Origin of the sequence: Lentilactobacillus hilgardii DSM 20176 = ATCC 8290 (assembly GCF_000159315.1) — a bacterium.
In the GTDB taxonomy this organism is placed as follows: Bacteria; Bacillota; Bacilli; order Lactobacillales; family Lactobacillaceae; genus Lentilactobacillus; species Lentilactobacillus hilgardii.
Map to the genome: position 1 here is coordinate 340,324 of NZ_GG669994.1, position 20,144 is coordinate 360,467.

The 20,144-nt window shown below is 40.6% G+C and carries 21 protein-coding genes and 1 pseudogene; 15 read left to right on the forward strand and 7 right to left on the reverse strand.

All coding sequences use genetic code 11. The features are described 5' to 3' along the window. The first annotated feature begins 22 nt into the window (after positions 1–22). The 4 genes from HMPREF0519_RS08820 to HMPREF0519_RS08835 all read left to right on the forward strand — a co-directional run bounded on the left by HMPREF0519_RS08820 (position 23) and on the right by HMPREF0519_RS08835 (position 3,646). The gene (locus HMPREF0519_RS08820) at positions 23–571 is read left to right on the forward strand and encodes a MerR family transcriptional regulator (RefSeq protein ID WP_003559373.1); all 549 of its coding nucleotides are present in this window, start codon (positions 23–25) and stop codon (positions 569–571) included. Between the two features lie 44 nt (positions 572–615). Beyond that, positions 616–1,092 (forward strand): flavodoxin, encoded by a 477-nt coding sequence (locus HMPREF0519_RS08825; protein ID WP_003635569.1) that lies wholly within the window; start codon positions 616–618, stop codon positions 1,090–1,092. 118 nt (positions 1,093–1,210) lie between these two features. Beyond that, the gene (locus tag HMPREF0519_RS08830) at positions 1,211–2,392 is read left to right on the forward strand and encodes an SAM-dependent methyltransferase (protein ID WP_003559376.1); all 1,182 of its coding nucleotides are present in this window, start codon (positions 1,211–1,213) and stop codon (positions 2,390–2,392) included. Positions 2,393–2,626: 234 nt separating this feature from the next. Further along, positions 2,627–3,646, forward strand: coding sequence for a D-2-hydroxyacid dehydrogenase (locus tag HMPREF0519_RS08835; RefSeq protein WP_003635571.1), 1,020 nt, complete (start codon positions 2,627–2,629; stop codon positions 3,644–3,646). Between the two features lie 92 nt (positions 3,647–3,738). Here the strand turns inward: HMPREF0519_RS08835 and HMPREF0519_RS08840 are convergent, their stop codons facing one another. After that, the gene (locus HMPREF0519_RS08840; protein WP_225428976.1) at positions 3,739–4,239 is read right to left on the reverse strand and encodes a hypothetical protein; all 501 of its coding nucleotides are present in this window, start codon (positions 4,237–4,239) and stop codon (positions 3,739–3,741) included. 112 nt (positions 4,240–4,351) lie between these two features. After that, positions 4,352–4,789 (reverse strand): MerR family transcriptional regulator, encoded by a 438-nt coding sequence (locus HMPREF0519_RS08845; protein ID WP_003635576.1) that lies wholly within the window; start codon positions 4,787–4,789, stop codon positions 4,352–4,354. A gap of 165 nt (positions 4,790–4,954) precedes the next feature. Between HMPREF0519_RS08845 and HMPREF0519_RS08850 the strand changes: the two genes are divergently transcribed. From HMPREF0519_RS08850 to HMPREF0519_RS08875, 7 genes are all read left to right on the forward strand, one after another. Further along, positions 4,955–5,698: an SDR family oxidoreductase gene (locus HMPREF0519_RS08850; RefSeq protein ID WP_133281509.1), complete on the forward strand. Its 744-nt coding sequence runs from the start codon at positions 4,955–4,957 to the stop codon at positions 5,696–5,698. Positions 5,699–5,756: 58 nt separating this feature from the next. Continuing rightward, a complete protein-coding gene (locus HMPREF0519_RS08855) occupies positions 5,757–6,170 on the forward strand; it encodes a cupin domain-containing protein (RefSeq protein ID WP_190870472.1) in 414 nt (137 codons plus the stop codon). A gap of 5 nt (positions 6,171–6,175) precedes the next feature. After that, positions 6,176–6,496: a carboxymuconolactone decarboxylase family protein gene (locus HMPREF0519_RS08860; RefSeq protein WP_003635580.1), complete on the forward strand. Its 321-nt coding sequence runs from the start codon at positions 6,176–6,178 to the stop codon at positions 6,494–6,496. A gap of 104 nt (positions 6,497–6,600) precedes the next feature. Then, positions 6,601–7,164 carry an alkyl hydroperoxide reductase subunit C gene (gene ahpC / locus HMPREF0519_RS08865; protein ID WP_003635582.1) on the forward strand — a complete coding sequence of 188 codons (564 nt, stop codon included), beginning with the start codon at positions 6,601–6,603 and terminating at the stop codon, positions 7,162–7,164. A 134-nt stretch (positions 7,165–7,298) separates the two neighbouring features. After that, complete coding sequence (locus HMPREF0519_RS14405) at positions 7,299–7,598, forward strand: hypothetical protein (protein ID WP_003635584.1); 300 nt, start codon at positions 7,299–7,301, stop codon at positions 7,596–7,598. After that, positions 7,546–7,827, forward strand: coding sequence for a DUF3267 domain-containing protein (locus HMPREF0519_RS14410; protein WP_233419330.1), 282 nt, complete (start codon positions 7,546–7,548; stop codon positions 7,825–7,827). Before HMPREF0519_RS14405 ends, HMPREF0519_RS14410 begins: the two co-directional genes overlap by 53 nt. A gap of 21 nt (positions 7,828–7,848) precedes the next feature. Further along, entirely contained in the window at positions 7,849–8,583 is a 735-nt protein-coding gene (locus tag HMPREF0519_RS08875) for a sulfite exporter TauE/SafE family protein (RefSeq protein WP_003635588.1), read from the forward strand. Between the two features lie 9 nt (positions 8,584–8,592). On the opposite strand, the pseudogene HMPREF0519_RS08880 reads toward HMPREF0519_RS08875, so the two are convergent. Together HMPREF0519_RS08880 and HMPREF0519_RS08885 are read right to left on the reverse strand one after the other, a co-directional pair. Continuing rightward, a pseudogene (locus tag HMPREF0519_RS08880) lies at positions 8,593–9,363 on the reverse strand (HAD-IIB family hydrolase). Positions 9,364–9,499: 136 nt separating this feature from the next. Beyond that, positions 9,500–10,141 carry an NAD(P)H-binding protein gene (locus HMPREF0519_RS08885; RefSeq protein ID WP_187117486.1) on the reverse strand — a complete coding sequence of 214 codons (642 nt, stop codon included), beginning with the start codon at positions 10,139–10,141 and terminating at the stop codon, positions 9,500–9,502. Positions 10,142–10,376: 235 nt separating this feature from the next. Here HMPREF0519_RS08885 and HMPREF0519_RS08890 point away from each other — a divergent pair, with 235 nt between their 5' ends. After that, positions 10,377–12,773, forward strand: coding sequence for a DUF5776 domain-containing protein (locus tag HMPREF0519_RS08890; RefSeq protein ID WP_003635593.1), 2,397 nt, complete (start codon positions 10,377–10,379; stop codon positions 12,771–12,773). A gap of 89 nt (positions 12,774–12,862) precedes the next feature. Here HMPREF0519_RS08890 and HMPREF0519_RS08895 read toward each other — a convergent pair whose 3' ends face one another. From HMPREF0519_RS08895 to HMPREF0519_RS08905, 3 genes are read right to left on the reverse strand one after another with little or no spacing between them, the layout of a single operon-like run. Further along, positions 12,863–14,047, reverse strand: coding sequence for an amidohydrolase (locus tag HMPREF0519_RS08895; RefSeq protein WP_003635595.1), 1,185 nt, complete (start codon positions 14,045–14,047; stop codon positions 12,863–12,865). Between the two features lie 20 nt (positions 14,048–14,067). Next, a complete protein-coding gene (locus tag HMPREF0519_RS08900) occupies positions 14,068–14,529 on the reverse strand; it encodes a threonine/serine exporter family protein (RefSeq protein WP_003559405.1) in 462 nt (153 codons plus the stop codon). A gap of 3 nt (positions 14,530–14,532) precedes the next feature. After that, positions 14,533–15,309, reverse strand: a complete 777-nt coding sequence (locus HMPREF0519_RS08905; RefSeq protein ID WP_003635597.1) for a threonine/serine exporter family protein — start codon at positions 15,307–15,309, stop codon at positions 14,533–14,535. 895 nt (positions 15,310–16,204) lie between these two features. Here HMPREF0519_RS08905 and HMPREF0519_RS08910 point away from each other — a divergent pair. The 3 genes from HMPREF0519_RS08910 to argC all read left to right on the forward strand — a co-directional run bounded on the left by HMPREF0519_RS08910 (position 16,205) and on the right by argC (position 20,085). Further along, on the forward strand, positions 16,205–17,086 hold the full coding sequence (locus tag HMPREF0519_RS08910; RefSeq protein WP_003635600.1) for a homoserine O-acetyltransferase/O-succinyltransferase family protein: 882 nt from the start codon (positions 16,205–16,207) through the stop codon (positions 17,084–17,086). Next, positions 17,083–18,396, forward strand: a complete 1,314-nt coding sequence (locus HMPREF0519_RS08915; RefSeq protein WP_003635602.1) for an O-acetylhomoserine aminocarboxypropyltransferase/cysteine synthase family protein — start codon at positions 17,083–17,085, stop codon at positions 18,394–18,396. Before HMPREF0519_RS08910 ends, HMPREF0519_RS08915 begins: the two co-directional genes overlap by 4 nt. Positions 18,397–19,056: 660 nt before the next feature. Beyond that, positions 19,057–20,085, forward strand: coding sequence for an N-acetyl-gamma-glutamyl-phosphate reductase (gene argC / locus HMPREF0519_RS08920; RefSeq protein ID WP_003635603.1), 1,029 nt, complete (start codon positions 19,057–19,059; stop codon positions 20,083–20,085). The last annotated feature ends 59 nt before the right edge of the window (positions 20,086–20,144 follow it).

A 20,144-nucleotide genomic window follows, 5' to 3' on the forward strand; every position in this document is an offset into this window, starting at 1 on the left:
GTTATTTAAAAATATATACTGAATGTTAAGAAATGTGATTACGATATTAAATTGTCTCATAACAAAAATGTTGATAAATCAACATTGGAAACCATTACAAAAATTTGTGAAACGAGGAATAGAAGTGGATAAAGAATTTCAACAAAAATTAGCCAAAATTCTTGAAAAGACGGATTGGCATTTGGGTATTGGCGATGTGGAAAATGCGACAGGGATTTCACAGACCAAGTTACGTTATTGGGAGCGAAAGGGCTACATTAAAAGCGCGCAGGGAAAAGGCCAAAATCGAAAGTTTACTTACGGTACTTTGATGAAGGTCTACCAGATGAAGATGTATCTTGATCAGGGATATACGTTAGCAATGGCTGCCGAAAAAGCAGAATCAAAAAATCGAATTATGAAAACACTGAAGCGCGCCGTCTTTGACCGATATGAGGGGATGGAGACAATCGAAGGATGGCCTGCAATTAATTTGGGATCATTAGTTGGCGACCCCGACCATGTTGTTTATGCTATTGTTAGAGAAGACAATACCGATCTTAAATTATTGCCTAAAAGTAAAATTGAATAAGTATTATGATGATTAAGAAGCTTAAATAAAGGGGGGATTGGGAAATGACAGATAAAACAGATGTTTTAGTCGTATATTTTTCGATGACGGGAAATACGAAACGGGCTGCCGAAGAAATCGCATTGAAGGTTAAGGGCGACATTGTCAGGCTGACGCCGAAAGTACCGTATCCGGATGATTATTCTAAATTAAGTGAAGTGGCCAAGCAGCAACTGGATCAACACCAACTACCAGAGTTGGCTAATGATCATATTGATTTGTCACCGTATAATGTGGTATTCATTGGTTATCCTGCTTGGTGGGCACAGCCATCAATGCTGCTGCATACCTTTTTTAAGCAGGAACATTTTGATGGTCAGGAAGTCATTCCGTTTATGACAAGTGTTTCCTCCAAAGTTGAAGAAAGTTTGCCGGTTGTAGAGAAATTGCTTCAGGGAGATGTGGAATTGTTGGATGGGATCACTGCAAATAGTAATGATCAGATTGATTCATTCTTAAAAGAAGAGGGATTGATCAGGTAGCAGCGCTTGTTTTGAAAGCTTTTTTCAAAATTTTTGAAACTTATACTTGATTTTTACTAGGGTAGAAGCGTTACACTGTTATTATATTTATTTTTAGAAAATTGTTGGAGGGGTCTAATTGCTAGAAAAAACTGTATATAAAGAATTGCTGAGTCACGCCTTTGATATCCCCGTTTCCGTTACATATTGGAATGGTAAGACTGAGAATTACGGTGGTGACAATCCGCAAGTCAAGATTGAAATCAAAAAAGAAATTCCGTTAAAAGAAATGACTTCCCAACCGACTTTGGTTTTAGGTGAAGCTTACATGAACGGTGATATTGACATTACCGGTAGTATTGAAGAGTTGGTAGCATCTGCCTATCGCAAAGGCGGCAGTTTTTTAACAAACAACCCCTTTCTAAAGCATCTGCCAAAGATATCCCATTCTGAAAAGGAAAGTAAGAAGGATGTCCAAAGCCATTATGATATTGGAAATGACTTTTATCGCTTGTGGTTGGATAAAACAATGACTTATTCATGTGCCTACTTTGAGCATGATGATGATACATTGGAACAGGCGCAATTAAACAAAGTTCGCCATATTCTTCATAAACTCAATCCGGTTTCCGGTAAACGCCTATTGGATATTGGCAGTGGCTGGGGAACGTTGATTTTTATGGCCGCCGAAGAATTTGGACTGCATGCAACTGGTATTACGTTAAGTAAGGAACAGTATGATTATACCCAGCAGCAAATTAAGGAACGGGGCCTGGAGGATAAGGTCAACGTCTTATTAACTGACTATCGTGAAGTTAAGGACCAATTTGACTATGTGACATCTGTAGGCATGTTTGAACACGTTGGAAAAGAAAACCTCGGTTTATATTTCCAAGACGTTGAAAAATTCCTGGTACCTGATGGTCGGGCATTGATTCATGGTATTACCGGACAACATGAGGGTGCTGGTGTTGATCCATTCCTGAACAAGTACATTTTCCCTGGTGGTTATATTCCAAACGTTGCTGAGAACCTGACGCATATTATGAATGCCGGCCTTCAGTTAACCGATTTGGAGCCATTGCGTCGCCATTATCAAAAGACGCTTGAAATTTGGTATGATAACTATGTCAAGATCATCGATCAGGCTGAAGCAAAGTATGGAAAACCGTTTACCAGAATGTGGTCACTGTATCTTCAAGGGGCTGCAGCTTCGTTTGAAGCCGGTAATATTGACGTGATGCAATATCTCTTGACTAAAGCGCCAAGCGGTACAGGTTTACCGATGACACGGCAGTACGTTTATAAGACGGAAGATTAATCAGAAATTGATCTGGATTAATGCTTAAAGGCAACACATAACAAATGGCTGTGATATTTCTTTGCGGAAATATTGCAGCCATTTTTGTGATTTAATCATGTTAGAAGAGGTGACAAACGTTAAAGCAGCTTTGACTTTACAACGTCAATGAGGTATTCTTTTAGTGTAATTTAATCAAATTATAACTTTACCGGTTTTAATTGTGTTCAATCAATTCGGGCAAATTACATATAGGTGGTGGACTTTTTGAAGAAGATTTTAGCGTACAATATTTTGGATTACGAAAGAGAATTTGTTGTTGAGTGGGCTGCAGAACATCCCGATGTTCAAGTTGACTTTAATTCAATTGAGTTACATGATGATACGGTACATCTGGCAGAAGGCTACGACGGTATTGATTATCGACAACGCAGTCAATTAACTGACGGTTCTGACCTATACAAAAAATTACATGATTACGGTATTCATCAATTGGCCTTAAGATCGGCTGGAGTGGATTCATGTAACTTGAAATATGCTAAAGAAAATGGATTGACTGTCACCAATGTACCGTCATACTCACCACGGGCGGTTGCTGAAATGACGTTAACCCACGCAATGAATTTGATTCGACATATTCCACAATTCCAAAAACGAATCCGGCAAAACGATTATGTTGTTAACGGCTTACGATCAAAAGAGATTTCCAATCTAACTGTTGGGATTATCGGTGTTGGCCGAATCGGCAGTACTGTCGCCAAAATCTTCAAGGCACTTGGTGCTAAACGGGTTCTAGGGAATGACATTAAGGAAAACGATGATTTTCGAGACCTTGTTGACTATACAACCAAGGAAGATATTTACAAAAATGCGGATTTAATTACCATGCATACGTATATGAGTGATCAAAATTATCATATGATCGGCAAGGATCAGTTTGGAAAAATGAAGAATACTGCTTTATTCATCAATTGCTCCCGTGGCCCGATTGTTGATACAGATGCGTTGGTTAACGCACTGGAAACCGGTCAGATTGCCGGTGCCGGAATTGATGTGATTCAAGATGAAACAAAGATTTTTAACCAATCGTTTGTTGGGGAAGATAAAATTCCACTTCCCGTTTATACGAAGCTGATGAATATGGATAACGTCTTTCTAACACCGCATGTGGCCTTTTACACTGACCACGCGGTTAAAAACATGGTCAAACAATCATTGGATGACACATTGATGGAAATTTCCGGTAAGGAAAGTCCCCATCGAATTAACGTTTAAATTGACAAATCAAGGAATCCGTTCAGTCAACGATTTTTTCGCTGACTGAACGGATTCCTTTTTTAAATAAACAATTTAGTTTTAGGCGAACCTTATTTTTTTAGGTGGTCGGAAGGACCCTTTAATGGTTGATCTGAAAATACCCAGTCATTATTTGGAAGATGGTGTCCTGATTCTGTAATCCGGGTGACTTTTGAAGCCGGTAATCGAGATTCAAAACTTAGCCGACTAGTTTGACTATTGTTATCATTACTGATGTCCCTTTGCAGTTTATGACGCAGCGCGTGAACGTTGAAGTCGTTGTTAACGATATAATGTTTATAATATTTTTCGCCATGACTGACAATTACAGTTCCTTTTGGCAACACAAAAGCTCTTTTAACAACTGATGTATTTTGTTTATCGTAAAATTTCAAATTGACTTTGAATTCTTTTTTGACTCTGTAAAACTTATTTCTGAAAGTACCTTCATATTTGCTGATAAAGCTGGTCTTAACGTTCTTAGGCTGTGAACTGGCGCTTGCCATGAATGTGTAATTGGCCAGTCCAATCAATGAACCAAATATTAACGAAGTTAGAAGTAGTTTCTTCATCGCAGTTTCCTTCCGCTCAATGTGTCTAATGATGTAGAGCTGATCGTTAGAGACCAAAGTGGTCAAGCCCCTATAATCAACTTTATCGTGTAAAAGCCATTTTGTAAACAGTTTATTCGGAATGACCAATCCGGGTCAGATAATCTCCAAAGGGTTCTTCTGTATGACTGGCACCGGTTTCTTTTTTCTCATACCAAGAGATTTTGTCATTAAGGATTTGAAGGTGATGTTGCACTTGACGGTACTTTTCCATAAAATCGTTTCGGGTTTCCTTTAGTAAGGCAAGCCGATTGGGGATGGTGGCGTCACCCTGGGCCCGCCATTTAACATACAATTTCAATTCCTGGATACTCATGCCGGTTCCTTTTAGGTGCAGAAGAAATTTAACCCAGCTCACATCTGTTTTGGTAAAATAACGTCGATCTGCGTGATCACGGTGGGGATTCAACAATTTTTCACGTTCATAATATCTGATGGTTGGGGCGCTTAGACCAACTATGGTGGCAAATTGACCAATAGAATAAGTGACTTTCTTTTCGATTTCCTGCATTAATTTTCCTCATTTCTTAAATAATTGATTGACTTAAAGTCCACTTTAAGTTGTAAGGTGTTGTTTGTAAAGCATAAGCGTCAAAATGCTTTGGTGTAAAGTTAAGGTTTGAATCCCTAAAAAATGAGGAATAGTGAACACGCTGGATTTCAGGAGGCTTATAACATGTCAGTTAAAAATAAAGTGGTTGTGATCACCGGTGCATCATCCGGTATTGGTGAGGCAAGTGCAAAATTACTTGCTAAAAATGGTGCTAAAGTTGTCTTGGGGGCAAGAAGAGAGGAACAATTAAAAGCAATTGTGGCCGATATTAAGGGAGACGGGAATCAGGCAGTATACAAAGTAACTGATGTAACAAATCCCGAGGATGTTAAACAGTTAGTAGCATTGGCTAAAACACAGTTTGGCGGTATTGATGTCATTTTTAATAATGCTGGGATTATGCCGAGCTCACCTATTAGTGCGTTACACATAAAAGAATGGGATGCAATGATTGATATTAACTTAAAAGGGGTTTTGAATGGTGTTGCTGCGGTTATGCCCGATTTTACAAGCCAAAAGCATGGACAAATTATCACAACTTCTTCCGTTGCCGGTTTAAAGAGTTTTCCGGGTGCAGGTGTGTATGGTGCAACAAAATTTGCTGTTCGAAACTTGATGGAAGTTATTCGAATGGAGAGTGCCCAAGAGAAGACTAATATTCGAACGGTTACACTTTATCCGGGTGCGATTAACACGGAACTTTTGAATACAATTAGTGATACGGCTACTCGTTCTGGAATGGATGACTTGTATAATGCCGTTGGGATTGGTCCTGATGCGGTTGCACGAGTAGTTAACTTTGCGGTGGATCAACCCGAAAATGTTAATGTCAGTGAATTTACTATTTATCCAACAAAACAAGGATAATCAATTGGTTGTTAAAATACTTGAAAAATGATGATGTGAAATGAAAGGAAGCTGAATGATGGCTAAAAATGAATCTATCAAAAATGGTGTGATTTTTCCTGCTGGTCCTAAAAATGAGGCTTTTGCCAAATATTTTGTAGGGCAAAGCTATTTACAAGGACTGGTTAATGATCCGGAAGTCAATGTTAACGTTGGTAACGTAACCTTTGAACCGGGATGTCGGAACAATTGGCACATTCATCATGACGGTTTTCAAATTCTACTGGTTACCGGTGGTGAAGGTTGGTATCAGGAAGAAGGCAAGCCGGCTCAGCACTTGGTACCGGGAGACGTTGTGGTTACTCATGATGGCGTCAAGCATTGGCACGGGGCGACAAAGGATAGTTGGTTTGAACATATTGCGATTACCGCCGGGACGCCTGAATGGTTGGAGCCGGTTTCGGATGAAGATTATCGTAAATTGGAGGGATAGTTATAATGGTAAAAAAACAGACAGCAGGACGTGATCATTTGGGTGATTTTGCACCCAAGTTCGCTGAATTAAACGATGATGTTTTATTTGGGCAGGTTTGGGCTCGGGAAAAGGAACTTTCTTCCCGCGATCGAAGCATGATCACCTGTGCCAGTTTGATGTCTCAAGGTCTTTTTCCTCAGTTGGAAGATCATATGAAGATGGCCAAGAAAAATGGGGTAACAAAGGAAGAAATGGTTGAACTCATTACTCACCTGGCATTTTATGCGGGGTGGCCAAAGGCTTGGTCGGCGTTTGGACTGGCTAAGAAAATTTATACAGATTAGTTAAGCAGGGTGATTGTAATCAATATTAATTTAGAATCGTTATTGTATACTCCTGAAAAATAGTTTAGAATGAATATAGATTAAAAATATTTGGAGGGATTTGAATGAACTTTATCGGTAAAGAAATTGAAGACTTTAAGGTAAACGCTTATCAAGATGGCGACGTCAAGCAAGTGACCAAAAGTGATTTATTGGGACATTGGTCGATTGTCTTTTTCTACCCAGCTGATTTTTCGTTTGTCTGCCCGACTGAATTAGGAGATTTGTCTGATAACTATGATGAGTTTAAAAACGCCGGTGCGGAAATTTATTCTGTGTCGGAAGATACTGAATTCGTTCATCAAGCATGGCATGAAAAGAGCGAAGAAGTTGGAAAGGTTAAGTATCCAATGATCGCGGATCCTGCGGGAAAACTTGCCCGTTTCTTTGAAGTGCTGGACGAAGATGCCGGTCAGGCTTATCGAGGTGTTTTCATCATTGATCCGAAAGGTAAAGTTCGTTCATATACCATTAATGATATGGGTATCGGTCGCAATGCCAAAGAAGTATTGCGGACGTTGGAAGCTGCTCAATTTGTGGCAGAACACGGTGATCGCGTCTGCCCAGCTAACTGGAAGCCAGGTCAAAAGACACTGAAGCCCGGCACCCAACTAGTTGGTAAGATTTAAGCTTATTTTCAATCTTTTAACTGTTTTTAAAAAGACCATGTTATTTCTGATGGATAGTAAATCGGAAATAACATGGTCTTTTTGGATATACCACATGATACAATAAGCCATAATACTTTTATAGGAGGCAGGAAATGAAACAACATAAAAGGATTGATATTGTTGGACATGTCAAGCTGCAAGTATTATTAAATCTAATGGCAATTCCTCTTTTTTTCGGTTTTTGGTTTTTGATGGCGTTATTAACTGGGATTAATGCTTTTTCAATGGATTTATGGCAACTATGGTCTATCTTTATTCTTTTAATTGTTTTTATGGTTGTTCATGGGTTGATCCATGGCTTGTTTTTTAAATTATTTCATCCAAGAGATCATGTTAAATATGGTTATACAAAAGGGATGGCTCTATGCGACAAACCCGGGGAAATTGTATAAGCGGTGGCAATTTATGATTATCGGTATAATGCCTTTGATTTTAATTACACTGGCCTTGTGGGGACTCTTTTTGATTGGGGTCATACATGCGTCAGTGTTCATTTTGGTAGCCGCATTCCATGCTGCAGGTTGTGTTGGGGATTTATATTTTGAAATCGTTTTAATGTTTTCACCCATAGGTGCAATGGTTGAAGATACGGCTACGGGGATGACGATCTATGTTAAGTAATGAGCAGACTGGAGGCATACTTTGGCGGTGTTATTAATTTTTCTTGGCTTTCTGGTAGGCGCTTTTATTATCAGTATGGGTGGCGGCGGTGGGTCCTTTTATCTGGGAATTCTAATTGGAATTGCCCATTTATCGCCATCCAGTGCGGCTGCAACGTCGCTATTTACTGCGCTGCCAGCGTTAGTTGTTGGGACATATAGCCATTATCGAACCGGCAATATGAAATTCAGTTATGGCAACAAACTGTTAATAACGGCATTGCCAGCGACCGTTATCGGCAGTTTAGTATCAGGCGTAATCCCCGTCACACTTTATACTTGGGCAATTGCAATCATTTTGTTTGTTTTAGGTGTTCAGACACTTCGAAAGTCTTTTAAGGGGAAGCCATCATCCAACCTAAAACCATGGACCGTTTATTTATTTGGGGCATTAAGCGGTCTGATGGTTGGTATAGCAGGATTAAGCGGTGGTGGTCCGGTCATGGCAGGGCTGTTACTATTGGGACTCAACATGCCTCAAGCAGCTGCAACCTCATCGTACACCTTGATTGCTTTATCGATTATCGGATTGATCTTTCACTCGACGCAGGGCAACATTGCTTGGCAGGTGGGCCTGTTACTTATGGTTGGCTCACTGGCAGGAGCAGCCATTATGCCAAGGATTCTAGCACATTTTGATCCCCGTAAAGTTACAAAAATCCTTCAGCCGGTAATGGGAATTTTGTTGGTATTGATGGCGATTAAATTTGTCATTTGATGAAATGAATTAAATTAAATGGTAATGGTGCAGCCCCTCTAAAACACCATGGTCACTATCAGCGATGTAAGTGGCACGCTGTTTGAGCTGATCACTTGATTGCTTCATGGAAATGCCGTAATCAGCAAGCGAAAACATACTCAGGTCGTTGTTTTGATCACCGAATGCATAGATCTTTAGATTGGGATTACCAATAAGCTGTTGGATTTTGGAAAAGGCCTTTTGCTTTTGAAATTTCCAACGGCATGACGTCAACTGCATCGGGAGCGTAACGAAGAATGCTTAGCTGGCTTTAAAAGCGGACTGATAAAGGGCTTCTTTATCATCTTTAATATAAAGGTTTAGAAAGTTCACGGGCTCATGTCGAAAAAACTCGGGATAGATCGGAACTTGATCAAGATGATTCTTATTAACGTGGTTTCGAGTTAATTCGTTCATTCCAGTAATTGCGAATCCCTGCTGATTAAAGAAACCAACATCGTCATGGTAGTGATTGGCCATTCGAATAACGGATTCGATTTTATCGATTGGAAAATGATAGTTTTGAATCAGTCGATCGTTATAAATGATATAGCAGCCATTTGCTAAAATATAAGTATGCAGATCCAGCTGGTCAAGGAGTGTGGTAATTTCATAGTGACTGCGGCCGGTTGCGATTACAGGAAGAATATTTTTCTTTTTTAATGTTTGAATGGCAGTAACGGTTTCGGAAGAAACTGAAAGTGGCCCGTCATCACACAGAGTACCGTCAAGATCGAAGACTGTGATTGTTTCAATCATTTCATTGGCTCCTTAAAAGTTAATCATGATAGTGAAAAATCCGAATTTAAGGGACTGACTGAATAGTCGGTTCCTTTATTCGGATCGTTTGAGTTAAGACTATTTTATTTGTTTTTTGGAAAAATGACAAACTGTTTTAATAGAAAGAAGGTTTGTCGAAGTGGGTATTGGGTTCGTTGACGCCCAAACTCTTTCGGGTGTATTTGTCCGAATCATCTTTCAAAATTTCAACAATAAACTTGGCAACCGCTTGACGGCTAACCTCAGTACCGCCAAATGGTTCACCGCTTTGAGTAACTTCATAATCGGTATTGTTGTCGTCATTGAATAACCAAGCCAGTCGTAGTTGGGTGTAGTCCAAATCGGATTTCCTCAGAACGGCAGCGGTTTTCTTTCGACGCGTAATTGAACTTTCGATCATGGCATTATTCCACTGACCAAAGTTGCCTCTGACCTCATCTTCAACGCCCAAAACAGTTGCGACAATTATTTTTTTCACACCGTTGGCATCCATTTGTTTAACGATATTTTCAACAGCTTCCAAATCACGCATTTCATTTAAATAGACAGCATCTACGCCATCAAGGGCGTCATTTAAGGCATGTTTGTCGTTAAAGTCACCATCAATTAAAGTTTCCCGATCCGGATCAGTTACTTTAATTCGTTTTGACGCATTACGGGCGAATAACTTTAATTTGTAATCGGTTTGTTTGAGCAGGTCGGCAATTAAGTAAGTTGAAATTTGGCCTGCTGCACCAAGAATTAAGACTGTTTTCACAAAAATTCCTCCAATGCTGAAATGATTTTGATCTATCGTTACATGTCCACTATAACGCAATTGTTGAAGTGTGAGAAATTGAACAAGCTTTGAGTTGCTGAAGATTAGTTAGTGGAATAAGGGCTTGTATACAAAATAGTTACAATTGAGGTATTGAATCATTCAAAGCGAAAGTTTACAATTACATTTGGATAGTTCATATCCTATAATAATGTTTTAATGGGGGTATTAGAAATTGGAAGATCAAAAAGTAATTAATTATAGTTTACATACGCTTTATAAAACGAGCTTGGCAATAGCAGGTGTGACACTGTTTAGTTTTTCATTGGGAATGGTACAGCCGAGTACGAATGCGTACGCTGATGCAGTCGTGCAGACAAGTAACCAAGCTACAAAGAGTTCGAGCCTTCTAACTAAAGGCAATATTATAATTAATTCAGGTTTATCAGACTCAAATGGTGTGATCCTTGGGAACGGTGATAAAGTCAGCCTTGACTTGGGCATAAATGTTCAGGGGGCGGGAAGCGAGCGCATTCATCCAGGGGATAAGTTCACTGTCAAATTTTCATCTAATTCCGTTGATATTGATTCTTTAACGCCCTCATGGGAGGTTAATAGTTCCGGACAGTCTTTTGATGACTTGTTTTCTATAACGAGGGATGCTAATAACAACTCAATTACCATCACTGCTAAACAAAATGCCAATTTTGACAAAATTCAGCAATTGAAATTCAATTTGGCGGGTCATGCCCAAACCACTGCAGAACAAAAAACGGATGCAAATGTAACGGCATCCTTTACATTAAATGGTCAGTCTACCGCAATTGCAACGCAAACATATAAATTTAACGTTAAGGATTCATCCGGTGGCTCAATAATAGCCCCCACACCGACAACAACGACTGTTGCGATTTGGGGGGATGCGACCGGGGCGGCATTGCATGGTCAGCATGGCCTTGATCCAGTTGAATCCGCCAAATTCTCTGATAATTGGCTTGATAATGATCCCTCAAATAACGCAATCGATTATGTACACAACCAGGATTCTATGTTGGCATATGCTCAACTGGCCTTACCAGCTACTAATCGGCCCAAAGAGGTAACGTGGCATATTTGGTCTAAAGACGGTAATGGGCTAAATCCTAAGAATGCGTTAGTGTTTATCGCACCAAATGATGGCAACTGGCCAACAGTAGTAAAAAATCCCGATTTAAAAGTCGATACCGATCCTAAATACCCTGGTGGCCTTGTGTTCACGTCTTCTCAATTACCATCCGCTAGACCTTCCTCTCAGGGTCAACCAACTATTAATATAGCTTTTTACGTTGACACAGATAAAGATGATGTCAAGACAGGAAAGACAATAACTACTGCCGTTTCGACTGATAATAACCAGGAGTCTTCCAGTACAAAAAAATTGGTTTATCAACAAAGCTATCCTACGGGTTATACCCCATTCTTTAGAGAACAAGATCGGACCATTGACCTCGCAACAGCCGAAGGAAAGAACTTTCCTAAAGCAGATGGCATAAGTTCCGATCAAATTCGCGATAACTTTGTTCAAAAGAAGGGTAATAGTGACTATTACCAAGGAGACTATAATGATCCAACAGGAAAAAATTATAGGTATGCAATTACCGATGGTTCATATGATCCAACAAAGGTAGGGGCTTATAAATTTCAGATAACGGCTACTGGTGAAAATGGTAACCAACTTCAGCGTTGGGTTACTTTAACTGTTAAAAACTCTGGTGGTAATTCCGGTGGCGGTACTACACCAACTACTCCTACGACACCAACAACGCCGGTGACGCCTTCTACACCATCTGGCAGTAGTTCTTCTAGTTCATCAAGTTCTTCCAGCAGTTCGAGCGTCACATCTAGTTCTTCCAGTGCACCAAGTGAAGATTATCAACAACCGAAATTCCCTGATTATGTTGCTAAAAAAGGAATGGCGGTTTATTCACTTAAGAAGATTGGGCTATACAGTAAGAAGAACTTCTCAACCAAAGCCCGGAAAGCATGGTACTCACGTAAACCACGTATTTATCGGCCAATGTTCGTTGTAACGGGATATGCACGTTCGGCAACGGGACACTTACGTTATAAAGTTCGTGATGTCAATCATCTTACCAAGAATCGGAACAAGAAGGGCTACATTACCGCTAACTGGCAATATGTTCGTCCGGTTTATTATGCCAAAAAGCATTCAACTGTGACGGTTATTAATCCTCGCGGTGTCAATGCTTATGGCAAGGTTAATTTAACTAATAAAGTTAAAAACTACAAACAAGGGACCATTCTTAAAGTGGTCAAAGCGGTTCATTACCATTTGACGACGAGATATGTTCTACCAAATGGAAAATATATCACTGCCAACAGAAAGCTGGTCAACATGGGACGGCACCGTTTCCCAAGGTACGTTCGTGCTCGTGGCGCCATTAATCGATATAGTGATGTTAACTTTACAAAGCAGAATCGTCACTTTGCCAAACAAAATCATAAACTTTTTAGGGCTTATGGATTCGATTATTCGCATGCAAACAGTGTTTCAAATGTCGGGGCACTGCGTTACAGAGTTGCCAACGGATATATTTCAGGAAATACCAGACTGGTTAGAATTGTCAAATAAGCTTGTTTTAAGCCTAATTAAATAAAAAAATGACTCATCAGTTGACCGTTTTGTCAGTTGATGAGTCATTTTTTATCTGATTGAATCCCTTATTTAAATAAGTATCGCAGTGTAGCCGTTCCGGCAGCTTTTGCTGCAATTAATAAACAACGCTCATCCATTAAAAAGTTGGGGCTATGGTGGGGATGGGTTTGTCCATCGTTGACATCACAACCAACGTATAGAAACGTGCTGGGACGTTTCAGTGCGAAATAGGAAAAGTCTTCAGAGGGATCTTGAGCACCAAAGTCGGTTACTTGAGTAACTTCGGGAATGTTTGCCGCTTTGATATCTTCAACCGTTTGAGCGGTAAATTTTGGATCATTATAGAGAACCGGAACATCAGTGATAATTTGATAATCCGCTTTAACACCGAAGGTTGATTCGATTCCTTGAATGATTTGTTTGAGTTGTTTATGGATAACGGTTCGGGTTGATTCTCTCATAATCCGAACGTCGCCCTTTAAGGTGACTGATTCTTTGATAACATTATTGGTGCCGACACCGTCAAATGAGCCAACCGTAATGCTGGCATGATCGGCTGGTTCGATTCGTCGAGACACAATGGTCTGCAGGGCGGTCACAAAATAACTTCCGGCAACGATGGCATCGTTTGAGAGTTGTGGCATGGAAGCATGGCCACCCTTGCCTGTGAAAGTAACGGTGAAATTTGAACGACCGGTTTGGCTGTCACCCAGGTGATAACCGATTGCGCCGGTTGGCATTGTGGACATCACGTGAATGCCAATCACGTTGTCAACATCCTTTAAAGCACCATCTTTAATCATTGACTTGGCACCGCCGGGATAGACTTCCTCTGCTGGTTGGTGAATGATGCGGATTGATCCTTTTAGTTGATTTTTTAGAGCAATAAGATTTTTTGCTAAAACCATCATGTACGCTGTATGACCATCGTGACCACAAGCATGCATGACGCCGGGATTCTGAGATTTGAACGATAAATCGTTGTTTTCCTGAATGGATAAAGCGTCAAAATCAGCTCGCAATGCCAATTTTGGACCGGGTTTTCCACTGTCAATGTCGACCAGAATACCGTAGCCGGTGCCGCAATTGCGAACGATACAGTCTAAATCATGATAAAAGTTTTTGATGTAAGCATGGGTTTCTTTTTCTTTAAATGATACTTCTGGGTGTTCATGGAGATGACGTCTAATCTGGATGATATCGTCTTCGGATTGAGTTAACCGTTGCATCAATTCCTGTTCTAAGTCCATTCGTGATTTCCTCCAATAAATTAGTCTGATGTTTTTGGTGCTTGAACCAATTTCATGAGTAGTGGTTTGATTCGATAAAAAATGACTTCGGCAACCACAAAGCCGACAGCCAGAGCAATCGCAATTGTCAATGTGTTAAATAAATATTCAGACGTATGTGATTCCTGACCCAATGTGAAGCTTCTCATCCCAAGATACAAGATGCCTCCCGGAACAAGCGATACTAAGCTGGGGACGTAAATAATGTTAACCGGTACCTTGAATAGAACAGCAGAGATATTTCCCAGTATTCCAATGACAATTGCCGCAAAGAAGTTCGGCAGGATTAAGCCATGATTGACCTGAAGAACCAGATAGTAAACGGTCCAGGCCATTGAACCGGTGATGCCGGCAGGAAGTAACGATCGTCTGGGAATATTGGTGATCAGGCCGAAGCCGACAGTAGAGGCTAAACTAACAATAAATTCTACAAGAACATGCATGACTTAACCTCCGATCCATGCAAAAATCAGTTTACATAATGACGTACCAATCACAACACCGGCCCCGATTGAACCGGCAATGATGACTGCATCAACTGCTCGGACGACACCGGAAATGGTGTTTCGATCGATAATTTCTCGAAACGAGTTGGTGATAGCAACCCCGGGGACCAGTGGCATTAACGCACTCACGATAATGTTGCCTGCGCTGCTGCCAAGCCCTGAGAATTGAAGGGTAGCCGCCAGAAAGCCAACAATAAAGCCGCCACAGCCCGCCGCAACATAGGGTGTTTTGATGCGATAGCCTGCCAATACCGCCCCTAAATAGCCAATGATGCCGACAAAAAAAGCATAACTTAAGTCTGTCCAGGTAGCTTTAAACAGTAGCATTGGTGCGACTGAAACGAATCCTGCTCCGATAATTTTGAGTGGCCAATTAAAATCGATCTCTTTTCGATCAATTTTTTCAACGGATTCTTTTAAAGTATGGAAATCAAGTTGACCACGAACAAATTTTCTTGAAACAGTATTGATTTCATCCACTTTTTGAAGATTCCAGTCTCCCAACTGGACCTTTACCAAGTGAGTGCGGGATTGATTGTTTGTACCGACAAAAAGGGCGGTAATAGTGGCGTGACAGGCGATGTCATAGTGAGCTGCTTTACCAATATATTCAACTGTACTCTCAACTCGAGAGGTTTCCGCTCCGCTGGTCAGCAGTATTTTGCCGACTTTTCCACAGAGTGAAATCACGTCATCTTCAGTGATTGATTTTTCCATGTTGACAATCCTCGACTTTTTTCAATTATATAAATCATTATAAGCGTGCAAACAGATTTGGTGTAGCAAAACATGATGATTCAATGATCGTTTCTGTGATAGGAATAAAATATCGTTGGTTGGGGATAGTCTTCAAAAAGACATCACGGATGACGATTTTGTGTGTCAAAAATGACTAAGTTTAAAGTTCTAACAATCAGAGCGTGAGTAGTGATGCATGCATTATAGGAACTGTAGATAATTATTGACTATCGAGGGCTGGTTTTGTGAAATGTGTGATCTTAAAATTAAAAATGACAGTTGACAATCTAAATTAACGATGATAAAGTTAGTGACAATTATTAAAGAATTATTAGACGTTGACGAGAAGAGTAACGTAAACGCAGGCCCAACAGAGAGCTTCGATTGGTGAGAGAAGCAGCTTGCAGCAACGTGAAGATGAGCTCCGAGTCTGATGTACTGGTTGAAAGGCTGGCGCATCCGGTAGCAACCGATACATTGCAGGGTATATCCAAGTGTTCTTAATAAATGCTTTGTAAGAAGCATTTATGATATATAAACACATCGATTGGTGTGACTTTCATCGACTCTTTTATTCGGGGAAGAAAATTAATCTTTTGTTTATGAGTGACATAGGTGACGTACCTAATGAGGTTGTTATTGTGAAATAGCAATGAATCAAGGGTGGTAACACGAAAATTCGTCCTGTAGTTGAATAAACTATGGGGCGAATTTTTTTATGCGCAACCCCTGGTTTGTTTCATAACCAATTTCAATTAAAGCAGTCATTTATCTTTGCAGAGCAAACAAGTTCATACAACCATCATTTCAATAAACAGCTTGGCGATTTGTTGAAATAAGCTAGTTGCACTCACGTTAAGTATTTTGGGAGTTGATGTATATGACAGCAAACGCAACAAACGGCTTTCTCCACGCCGAAAATCAGTGGACCAATCAAAAACTAACGCATCCGGTGTCGATTCTGATTTTGAATCTCATGCCAACCAGAAGAGATACGGAGTTTCAGTTTTTATCAGGATTCAACCATCTTGACTCGGATGTGGACATCACTTTTATGTATCCATATACCCATCACTTTAAAGGAACTTCACGGGAAAAAATCGAAACGGATTATGTCTGCTGGAATCAAATCGCCGACAGGCATTATGATGGTTTGATTATTACCGGTTCGCCGGTTGAAAAGCTGCCGTTTAAGCAGGTTGATTATTGGGATGAACTTCAAGAAATTATTAAGTGGGGGCAAACCCATGTTAAGCAGCAGCTTCACGAATGTTGGGCAGCACAAGCAGGTCTCTATCTTGATTATGGTATTCAAAAACGATTATTACCGAATAAATTATTTGGTATTTTCACTGCTGTGAGTGTTGACCATGAATCTCCCTTGGCTAGAGGCTTCGGAGCCGGGGGGGTTCTACGGATGCCACAATCTCGACATACCGAGATCATTCTTGATGAAACTAACTTACCTGGCGACTTAAAAGTGATTGCAACTGCACCGCAATCCGGACATATGATTCTTTCATCAAACACATATCACACGACGTATGTCACTGGGCATCCCGAATACCAGGAAAAAACATTGGCGAACGAATACTACCGGGACCGATACAAGAATCTGCCAATTAATCCTCCTGTAAACTATTTTTCAGATCCGGTTTCTGGAACCGTTAATTATTCCTGGAAGGATGCCAGTAAGAAACTTTATGAAAATTGGACGCATTTATTAGTCGATAAGAAAGTAGGAATCTCATTATGACAGAAGAAAACAACGAATTGCATTTTGAAACATTACAAGTACATGCAGGCCAAACAGTTGATGAGACCGGATCACGTGCCGTGCCGATTTATCAAACCACATCATACGTGTTTGACAATCCGGAACAGGCAGCCGGCCGATTTGGATTAACTGATCCGGGTAACATTTATACACGACTGACCAACCCAACAACCGATGTAGTCGACAAGCGGGTTGCAGCCCTTGAAAACGGAACTGCCGGAGTGACCTTGGCAACTGGATCAGCTGCTATTACGGCTGCTATTTTAAACGTTGCCGAAAAGGGTGACGAAATTGTTTCCGCAAGTACCCTTTACGGTGGCACATTTAACCTCTTTAACGTGACACTACCAAAACTCGGCATTAAGACCCATTTCGTTGATCCGGATGACCCAGTCAACTTTGAGGCACCTATCAACGAACATACCAAGGCACTCTACATTGAAAGTATCGGTAACCCTGGGATTAACCTGATTGACTTTGAAGCAGTTGCTGCCATTGCGCATAAGCACGGTATCATCCTGATCGTTGATAACACATTTGGTACACCATACTTAGTTCGCCCATTGGATCATGGTGCCGACGTGGTCGTTCATTCAGCTACTAAATTTATTGGCGGCCACGGAACCACAAAGGGCAGCGTCATTGTTGAAAACGGCCAATTTGACTGGAAGGCCAGTGGTCGTTACCCAGGCTTTACGGAACCTAACGCACAATATAATGGTTTGGTATTCGCCGATCTTGGCGGGGGAGCTTTCACAACCAAGGTGCGGGCAGAATCATTGCGTGACCTTGGGGCCACAATCAGTCCATTCAACTCATTCCTACTTTTACAAGGACTCGAATCCTTGTCATTGAGAGTTGAACGCCACGTTGAAAACACCAAAAAGATTGTTAACTTCCTTCATAACCATCCAAAGGTTGCCTGGATTAATTATCCCGGTCTTGAAGACAGCAAGTATCATGATCTTGCTGAAAAGTACTTCCCAAAGGGTGTCGGTTCAATCTTCACACTTGGTCTGAAGGGCGGCGAAAAAGCCGGCAAGCAATTAATTGAGAATTTGAAACTCTTTTCATTATTGGCAAACGTTGCCGATGCAAAATCATTAATCATTCATCCGGCGTCAACAACCCATGCCCAACTTAATGAGGAAGAACTCAAAGAAGCTGGTATTACACCGGACTTGATTCGAGTTTCTGTTGGGGTTGAAAATGCGGATGATCTGATTGCTGATTTAACGCAGGCACTGGATAAGATTCCAGTGGAAGAAGATCAAAAAGTCGCAGAATAGCATGGTTCTTGTTTAACTGGTGAGCGTGAAAAGTGTGCGGATCAAAACGATTAGCACCCGGAGTATAAGACGTCAATTTGGGGAATCCCGGGTTTGGATTTTTCAAATTGATCTCTTATAAGGAGCGGTGCTGTTTTGAGAAGCAGTCCTAGAGAGTGTGCGGAGCTAACCGGATATAAATCGGAGTGTAAGTTGGCAGGCGGCGAATTCCTGTTCTTGGAATTTGATGGCTGTTAGCTTACATGCAGGTTTATGGTTAGCGGAGCAGTCCTATAGAGAGTGTGCGGATCAAACCGGTTAGCACCCGGAGTATAAGGCAACAATTAAGCTAAGTTGGAGAATTAGTCCTAATGATTGCCCCTGCATGATATAACAACAATATTTTTACTAACTCATACTGACAATTTAAATGGCGAACGGGCTGAAAACCCGTTCGTTATTTTTATACATAAAATTATTTTAATATGCGTTTGAATTCACTAAGTGTGCCAACTGTTGCAGAATGATGCAAGCGAGTAGTTTAAAAACGAATGAATAAAATTATCAAATAAATAAAAATAATGAATATTTTTAAAAAGTATTGCATTTTATCTCATGAAGATGTAATCTATTCACAATTCATTAATATTCACATTACGTGAATAACACAGAGGCGATTGGATGCAAGCAGCGTTAGTTGGCGTAACGGGTTACGCCGGAATGGTCCTTTATCAATTATTAAAGGATCATCCGAATATTAAAAAAATTAATATTTATGATCATAAGTTAACTGAACCAACAACTTTGGAAAGTGTTGCACCGGTATTTAAATATGAGGATGCCGAGGTTGATCCTTATGATCCGACACAAATCATGGCAGATAATGATGTCGTCTTTTTTGCGACATCGGCAGGGGTGACATCCAAACTTAGCCGGCCATATCTTGAAAACCATTTTCCAGTTATCGATCTTTCTGGAGACATGCGTTTAAATACCGAAAGTAGTTATGAAAAATGGTATCACAAGCCGGCCGCACCGGAGAAGTACTTGCGGCAGGCCCAATATGGTTTGGCCGAATTTGAATCAGTTAAGGATCAAACATATGTCGCTAACCCGGGATGCTACGCAACTGCAACGTTACTTGGATTAGCACCACTGATTCAAAATCAGTTGGTTGATGTTAAAAGTGTGATTGTTGACGCTAAGTCGGGGACATCCGGGGCAGGGAAAAAATTATCTGCTACGACCCACTTTACGGAAACTAATGACAATCTTCAGGTATATAAACCAAATCAGCATCAGCATATTCCAGAAATTGTTCAGGAACTCCATAAATGGGATAAAGCCGTTTCGAGTATTCAATTTATGACCACGTTGATTCCGGTGACTCGAGGAATTATGAGTACAATTTATGCTCACGTTAACGATGGGGTTACCGAAGCGCAATTAAGCCAAGCTTATCATAATACGTATGATCAAAAACCATTTGTTCACTTCACCGAAACCGATTTGCCAACGATAAAGCAGGTTGTCGGTACGAATAATTGTGATATTGGATTGGCTTACAACCCGGACACAAAGGTTGTCATGATCGACAGTGTTATTGACAATATGTTAAAAGGTGCCGCAGGCCAAGCAGTTCAGAACTTTAATCAGATGTTTGACTATGAGCAGACAGCTGGGTTGAAGTTGAAACAAATGCTGGTGTAGTGTGCGGATCAAAGCGGTTAGCGTTCGGAGTGTAAGACGTTCATTTCGGAAATCCCGAC

Coding starts and splice junctions, on each gene's coding strand:
- HMPREF0519_RS08820 (WP_003559373.1), top strand. CDS start 23: ATGTTAAGAAATGTGATTACGATATTAAATTGTCTCATAACAAAAATG.
- HMPREF0519_RS08825 (WP_003635569.1), top strand. CDS start 616: ATGACAGATAAAACAGATGTTTTAGTCGTATATTTTTCGATGACGGGA.
- HMPREF0519_RS08840 (WP_225428976.1), bottom strand. CDS start 4,239: ATGAAGAAACTACTTCTAACTTCGTTAATATTTGGTTCATTGATTGGA.
- HMPREF0519_RS08845 (WP_003635576.1), bottom strand. CDS start 4,789: ATGCAGGAAATCGAAAAGAAAGTCACTTATTCTATTGGTCAATTTGCC.
- HMPREF0519_RS08850 (WP_133281509.1), top strand. CDS start 4,955: ATGTCAGTTAAAAATAAAGTGGTTGTGATCACCGGTGCATCATCCGGT.
- HMPREF0519_RS08855 (WP_190870472.1), top strand. CDS start 5,757: ATGGCTAAAAATGAATCTATCAAAAATGGTGTGATTTTTCCTGCTGGT.
- HMPREF0519_RS08860 (WP_003635580.1), top strand. CDS start 6,176: ATGGTAAAAAAACAGACAGCAGGACGTGATCATTTGGGTGATTTTGCA.
- ahpC (WP_003635582.1), top strand. CDS start 6,601: ATGAACTTTATCGGTAAAGAAATTGAAGACTTTAAGGTAAACGCTTAT.
- HMPREF0519_RS14405 (WP_003635584.1), top strand. CDS start 7,299: ATGAAACAACATAAAAGGATTGATATTGTTGGACATGTCAAGCTGCAA.
- HMPREF0519_RS14410 (WP_233419330.1), top strand. CDS start 7,546: ATGGTTATACAAAAGGGATGGCTCTATGCGACAAACCCGGGGAAATTG.
- HMPREF0519_RS08895 (WP_003635595.1), bottom strand. CDS start 14,047: ATGGACTTAGAACAGGAATTGATGCAACGGTTAACTCAATCCGAAGAC.
- HMPREF0519_RS08900 (WP_003559405.1), bottom strand. CDS start 14,529: ATGCATGTTCTTGTAGAATTTATTGTTAGTTTAGCCTCTACTGTCGGC.
- HMPREF0519_RS08905 (WP_003635597.1), bottom strand. CDS start 15,309: ATGGAAAAATCAATCACTGAAGATGACGTGATTTCACTCTGTGGAAAA.
- HMPREF0519_RS08910 (WP_003635600.1), top strand. CDS start 16,205: ATGTATATGACAGCAAACGCAACAAACGGCTTTCTCCACGCCGAAAAT.
- HMPREF0519_RS08915 (WP_003635602.1), top strand. CDS start 17,083: ATGACAGAAGAAAACAACGAATTGCATTTTGAAACATTACAAGTACAT.
- argC (WP_003635603.1), top strand. CDS start 19,057: ATGCAAGCAGCGTTAGTTGGCGTAACGGGTTACGCCGGAATGGTCCTT.